At 56.5% G+C, this 6,607-nt stretch carries 5 protein-coding genes; all 5 read left to right on the top strand.

Annotation, left to right across the window (positions count from 1 at the left end):
- Nucleotides 1-226 precede the first annotated feature (226 nt).
- The 5 genes from rfbA to V3C63_RS11230 all read left to right on the top strand — a co-directional run bounded on the left by rfbA (nucleotide 227) and on the right by V3C63_RS11230 (nucleotide 6,575).
- Nucleotides 227-1,111, top strand: coding sequence for a glucose-1-phosphate thymidylyltransferase RfbA (rfbA, locus tag V3C63_RS11250; protein ID WP_273267296.1), 885 nt, complete (start codon nucleotides 227-229; stop codon nucleotides 1,109-1,111).
- 1 nt (nucleotide 1,112) lies between these two features.
- Nucleotides 1,113-1,679 carry a dTDP-4-dehydrorhamnose 3,5-epimerase gene (gene rfbC, locus V3C63_RS11245; protein WP_329888009.1) on the top strand — a complete coding sequence of 189 codons (567 nt, stop codon included), beginning with the start codon at nucleotides 1,113-1,115 and terminating at the stop codon, nucleotides 1,677-1,679.
- A complete protein-coding gene (gene rfbB, locus V3C63_RS11240; protein ID WP_329888007.1) occupies nucleotides 1,676-2,707 on the top strand; it encodes a dTDP-glucose 4,6-dehydratase in 1,032 nt (343 codons plus the stop codon). Before rfbC ends, rfbB begins: the two co-directional genes overlap by 4 nt.
- A 9-nt stretch (nucleotides 2,708-2,716) precedes the next feature.
- On the top strand, nucleotides 2,717-3,613 hold the full coding sequence (gene rfbD / locus V3C63_RS11235) for a dTDP-4-dehydrorhamnose reductase (RefSeq protein WP_329888005.1): 897 nt from the start codon (nucleotides 2,717-2,719) through the stop codon (nucleotides 3,611-3,613).
- 508 nt (nucleotides 3,614-4,121) lie between these two features.
- Nucleotides 4,122-6,575: a LuxR C-terminal-related transcriptional regulator gene (locus V3C63_RS11230; RefSeq protein ID WP_329888003.1), complete on the top strand. Its 2,454-nt coding sequence runs from the start codon at nucleotides 4,122-4,124 to the stop codon at nucleotides 6,573-6,575.
- Nucleotides 6,576-6,607 lie beyond the last annotated feature (32 nt).

Here is a 6,607-nt window from a genome sequence, read left to right as displayed (position 1 = left end):
CTTAATAATGTGTCAGAAGCGTATATACAAAGCAAAGTGGATGAAATGAACAAACGACCACGGAAGTGCCTCGGATTTAGAACGCCCTATGAAGTCTATCATTCAACTGTGTTGCACTTAACTTGACAATTCAAGATTACCAATGATTAGCGATAATGGCCGGGTCGTGTTATAATTAAATTCGTAAAAATGACGACGCATTAATAATCTCGAAAGAAGGGCCATCATGAAAGGTATCATTCTCGCCGGCGGCGCCGGCACAAGGCTATACCCGCTCACCACGGTGACGAGCAAGCAGCTGCTTCCGGTTTATGACAAACCGATGATTTATTATCCGCTGTCCACTCTGATGCTCGCCGGCATCCGGGATATTTTGATTATCAGCACGCCGGAGGACACCCCGCGCTTCGAGGCTCTTCTCGGCGACGGCAGCCCGTTCGGCATCCGCCTGTCGTATGTCGTTCAGCCCTCGCCGGACGGGCTGGCCCAGGCGTTTTTGCTGGGCGAGGATTTTATCGCCGGCGACGCCTGCGCCATGGTGCTGGGAGACAATATTTTTTACGGCAACGGGTTCGGTCGTCTGCTGCGCTCGGCGGCGGGAAACGCAGAGGCCGGCCGGGCGACGGTTTTCGGCTACTATGTGAACGATCCGGAGCGCTTCGGCATCGTGGCCTTTGACGCGGGGGGCAGGGCCGTGAGCATCGAGGAAAAACCGGCGCGGCCCAAAAGCAATTACGCGGTGACGGGGCTTTATTTTTATCCGGCGGGCGTCAGCGAAAAGGCGCACGCCGTCACGCCGTCGGCCCGGGGCGAGCTCGAAATCACGAGCCTCAACGCCATGTATCTAGATGCGGGCATTCTGGACGTCAAGCGGCTGGGGCGGGGCTTTGCCTGGCTGGATACCGGCACGATGGACAGCCTGCTCACGGCGGCGGATTTTGTCCGCACCATCGAAAAGCGCCAGGGCATTACCATCTCCGCGCCGGAAGAAATCGGCTATATCAACGGCTGGGTCAGTCGGGACGCGCTGATGGCGGCGGCGGCGCGCTACGGCAAAAGCCCCTATGGCCAGTATCTGAAAACAGTGGCAGAAGGGAAGGTCATTTACTGATATGAAACGCATCGAAACAAGCATACCGGGCGTCTGCGTGGTGGAGCCCAGGGTTTTTGGCGACCACCGCGGCTATTTTATGGAAACTTATTCGACGGCGGCGTTTGCGGCCATCGGCATCGACAACATTTTCGTGCAGGACAACCGCTCCTACACGGCCAAATGCGGCACGCTCCGGGGCATTCACTTTCAGAACGCGCCCATGGCCCAGGCCAAGCTCGTCAGTGTGGTGCGGGGCACGGTGATGGATGTGGCCGTGGATCTGCGCGCCGGCAGCCCGGCCTACCGCCATTGGGTGGGCGTCGAACTTTCGGCAGAGAACAAGCGCATGCTCTTTATCCCCCGGGGGTTTGGGCACGGCTTTGTGACGCTGACGGACGATGTCGAATTTGCCTACAAGGTGGACAATCTCTATAGTCCCGAGCATGACCGCGGCATCCGTTTTAACGATCCGGCCATCGGGGTGGCCTGGGGCATCGCCGACCCGATCCTTTCGGAGAAGGATATGACCTCGCCGCTTTTGGCCGACAGCGACTGCAATTTTGTTTATGAGGAGGCCCGCGCATGAGTACCGTGATCATCACCGGCGGGGCCGGCTTTATCGGCGGCAACTGCGTGCACTATTGGCTGGCCGAGCATCCGGAGGACCGGGTGATCTGCCTGGACAAACTGACCTATGCCGGCAACCTGAGCACCCTGGCCCCCGCGATGGATAATCCCCGTTTTCGTTTTGTGCGCGCGGACATCTGCGACCGCCAGGCGGTGGCGGCGCTTTTCGAAGAAGAACATCCGGACATCGTCATCAATTTTGCGGCGGAGTCCCATGTGGACCGCAGCATCGAGGATCCGGAAATTTTTCTGCGCACCAACATCATCGGCACTTCGGTGCTGATGGACGCCTGCCGGGCCCACGGCATCGGGCGCTACCACCAGGTGAGCACCGACGAGGTTTACGGCGATCTGCCCCTGGACCGGCCGGATCTTTTCTTTACGGAAGAGACGCCGATCCACACGAGCTCGCCCTACAGCGCCTCCAAAGCCAGCGCGGACCTTTTGACGCTGGCCTATCACCGGACTTACGGCCTGCCGGTGAGCATCAGCCGCTGCAGCAATAATTACGGGCCCTATCATTTTCCGGAAAAGCTGATTCCGTTAATGATTGCCAATGCGCTGGCCGACAAACCGCTGCCGGTTTACGGCAAAGGGGAGAACGTGCGGGACTGGCTTTATGTGACGGATCACTGCGCGGCCATCGACCGCATCGTGCACGACGGCCGCGTCGGCGAGGTGTATAACGTCGGCGGCCACAACGAGATGCGCAACATCGACATCGTGCGCCTGATCTGCCAAAAGCTGGGCAAGCCCGAAAGCCTCATCACCCACGTGGCCGACCGCAAGGGCCACGACCGGCGCTACGCCATTGACCCGACGAAGATCCACAGCGAGCTGGGCTGGCTGCCGGCGACCTCCTTTGCCCAGGGCATCGACAAGACCATCGACTGGTATCTGACCCACCGCGATTGGTGGGAGGCCATCATCAGCGGCGAATACCGGGACTATTACGCCAGGATGTACGGCGGCCGGGAACGACTTTGAGGTGCGGCTATGCGATTTTTGGTGACAGGAGTCGGCGGCCAGCTGGGCGCCGACGTGATGGCGGAACTTACGGCCCGTGGATTTGAGGCGGTGGGGACGGATCTGGCGCCGGCAAACGACGCCTATGATGATTACCGCCCGCTGGATATTACCGACGAAGCGGCGGTGGCGCGGCTGACCCGCGACGTGGCGCCGGACGCGGTGGTGCACTGCGCGGCGTGGACGGCGGTGGATGCCGCCGAGGATCCGGCGAATATCCCCAAGGTGACGGCGGTGAATGCGGACGGCACGCGCAACATCGCACAGGCCTGCGCGGCGGCTGGCTGCAAGCTGATCTATCTCTCGACGGATTATGTGTTTGACGGGCAGGGCAGCGCGCCTTGGCAGCCGGACAATACCGATTACGCGCCGCTCAACGTGTACGGGCGCACCAAACTCGCCGGGGAAGAAGCCGTGCGCGCCCTGGTGGACCGGCATTTTATCGTGCGCATCGCCTGGGTGTTCGGCCAAAACGGCGGCAACTTCATCAAGACCATGCTGGCAGTGGGGAAAACTCACGACAGCGTGCGGGTGGTGAACGACCAAATCGGCACGCCGACCTACACCGTCGATCTCGCCAGACTACTCGTGGATATGGCCGAAACGGAAAAATATGGGACCTATCACGCGACTAACGAAGGCGGCTACATCTCCTGGTATGACTTTGCCAAAGAGATTTACCGCCAGGCGGGCATTGCCGCCGAGGTGATCCCGGTGACGACGGCGGAGTATGGTCAATCGATAGCGGCGCGCCCCTTCAACAGCCGGCTGGATAAAGCCAAACTTGCGGCAAACGGCTTTGATCCCCTGCCGGATTGGCGGGATGCCCTGAGCCGTTACCTGCAGGCGCTGAAAAATAAGCGATAATGGATCCGGCGCCGTAAAATTTACTAAAAGCAAAACCTCTCGATTTTGGATCGGGAGGTTTTTAATTGTTTGCTTTTAAAAGCGAAGGTTGTTGATTGGCAAATGATGTGGAAGAAGAGGATACGCGCTGTTTTTGAAAGCATGGAATCCTAAAATTCGAACGGTAAATTAAAAAATTTTACACGGTGTTTGATATGGCAAAGAATGAAAAATTGAGCATTTAAAGTTTTTATAAAATCATTCCAATATGGGCAGAATTGGAAAAAAGGGGCAAAACAGCGATCTTGGCCCAAATAGCGAAAAAGCATTTGAATCGCCGGCGGAGCAAAGGCATAGCCTGTGTATGAAAACAAATACAAAATAAATTTAGAATAAAGAAGAGGAAGGCATTTACTATCCGAATGGATAGTTTACTTTTAATAGAATATTAAGTATTATAATTAACAACACTTATTTTTGGCAGAAAGTGCGATTGCAGAATCATCGAGCTCAAAAAGGAAGAACAATTATGAAGCGAATCGAACAGAAACCCGTTCACGACGGACGGACCCTCGATGAAAAATATTTGCCGCCTCAGGCGGCCCTTCATAAATTGGCCCAGGCCAGGAAACAAAAACAAACGGTTTATCTCCATGGGGTGATGGGCACGGGCAAAACGTCTTTAATTACTTATTTTTTAAAGGACAGTGCTTTCGCCTATTATTCGGCAATTCGCACTGAAGCGGTGGATCTGACGGCAGAGGCGGGCACGCATTCGCCCTTTGCCGTGGTGATCGACGATCTGGAAGTGCTTACCGAAGACCGCCGAGAAGCCTTTTATCTCGCAGTGGAACGGCTTATCCGGCAGAAAGATGTGTGGCTTGTGCTCATTTCACGGTCGATGATGCCCCGGTGGCTCGCGCCCCTTTATGTTTATTATCCCTTTGCGGAAATCGGCGAAAAAGATCTGGTTTTTTCGGAAGAGAAACAGCGGGAATATCTGGCACGGCAGGGACTTAAAATATCCTCAAGCGAAAACGCGCATCTGCGGGCGCTTATCATGGGCAATCCCCTGGCGCTGCGGATGGCCGCAAGGGTCATCCTGGAAGGTGTGGCCGAAAGCGGTGGCGCTGAGCGTGGAAAACTGATCAGCCAGCCGATGATCGATCGTCTGGAGAACGCCTTTGGCGAACTGATGGCGCATTGGGCGTGCCGGTGGTGGCCGGATGCATTGATGGTTTTCTTGATGAAGCTGTCGGTGGTGGACGATTTTACCCTGCCGATGGCGCAGGTCATTGCCGAGAGCGATCAAGCGGGGGCCTACTTGCTGGAATGCCAGGAGTACGGCGGATTTATTTGCACTTTTCGTCGCCACCGCGAAATGCGCTATCAAATTTATGAACCTTTCCGGCAGTTTTTGGAAAAACAGCTGAAGCTGAAAAATACGGCGAAGGCCGTTGCGGCGATTTACCGGCGGGCCAGTTTGGGTTACGAACGGGCCGGCGACCTGATTAAAGCCGTCGAGATGGCTGAGAAAAGCGGTGACGGAGCGCGCAGGTCGCAGCTGCTCATTGCGAGCGCGGCGTCCTCGGTGCGGCTGCGCCATTTCTGGCAGCTGCGTCGATATTATCTGGCGCTGCCGGCCGAGGTTATTCGCGGGAATGCGGCGCTGATGGCCGCCATGAGCGTGATCGAGGCCCTGTCTTTTCACGACGAGGCCAGTGAAGCGTGGTATCAGGCGCTGCTGACAGCAGCGCAGACGGCTTCACCCGGCGAGCGGCAGTTGGCCCGGGAGCGCATTATCTTTCTGGATGTGGTGCTGCCGACCCACAGCAGTGCTCAGGTGATCCATCAGCTTTTGAAATGGGAAAATATCGCGAAGACCACCGATTCGCCCAGCGGAAAAAACGTGATGGATCGGATTTCGCTTTGCGGCGAAACGCCTTCCATTATGAACGGGCTTCGAGATTTTTGCGATTGGATCCGGGAAAATCGGCGGAACGCCGAACTGGTACCGACAGATATCGATCGGCTCTTCGGACGGTTTGGCAAAGGCGTTCGGCTATTGGTCACGGCGGAATCCCAATTTGAACGCGGCGAGAGCAGTCCGCAAACGGCCATGACCATTCAGCGTGGCCTGATACTTGCCGATGCAGAGAATAAACTCGCCTATGTATTTGTGGCGGTAACGCTGCTGGCCCAGCAGTATATGTTCGACCATGCAGCGGACGAGGCGTTGGACATGGTGGAAGGCCTGCTGGAGCGCACGATGGACGAAGCGCCGGAGTTGACAGTCAATGTGGAGGCGATGGCCGTGCGGCTGATGCTTTACCAGGGGCGGGATCCGCGGATTGCCGTCTGGCTGAACCGGGAAAACAGTAATGAAACGGCCTTTAACAGTTTGGACGCTTTTTATTATTTGGCAAAGGTGCGGGTTTATCTCGCCTGGGGGCGGTTGAAGAAGGCCCAAAGTTTATTGCAGCGGCTTTTGGTGTTTGCCAGACGCCGCAACCGCGTTTATCTGGGGATTGAAGTGACGGTGCTTATGGCCATCACCCTGTATCGCCTGGGAGAATCCGCTTGGAGAACCCTGCTGCAGGACGCGATCACTGAGGCGGAGGATTATCACCTGGTGCGCATTCTGACCCGGGAGGGGCCGGTGCTTGCGCCGCTGTTTCACAAAGGGCATTTTCTCTGGCACGATGCTGGCTTTAAAAAGCAGGTGCTGGCGGAGAGCCGGTGCATGGCGGAACTTTATCCCGATTACTTGAAGGGCAAAGGCGAATCGCCCGTGAACCTGTCGGAAATGGCGCTGACCATTTTAAAGCATCAGGCCGAGGGGCTGACGGCCAAAGAAATCGGCGAGGCAGTGGGCCTTTCCGAGGCCGGGGTGAAATACTACAACAAAGAAACCTATCGCAAATTGGGCGTTCACAGTAAGACCGAGGCGGTGATGGCCGCCAGAAGCCGCAGGCTGATTTGATGCGGACGGCAACACGGGAAAGAAAGGAGTAA

The sequence above is a fragment of the Pseudoramibacter faecis genome (assembly GCF_036289405.1).
In the GTDB taxonomy this organism is placed as follows: Bacteria; Bacillota; Clostridia; order Eubacteriales; family Eubacteriaceae; genus Pseudoramibacter; species Pseudoramibacter faecis.
Note: the sequence above shows the minus strand (reverse complement) of the source record. Positions and strands in the feature narration are given on the sequence as shown.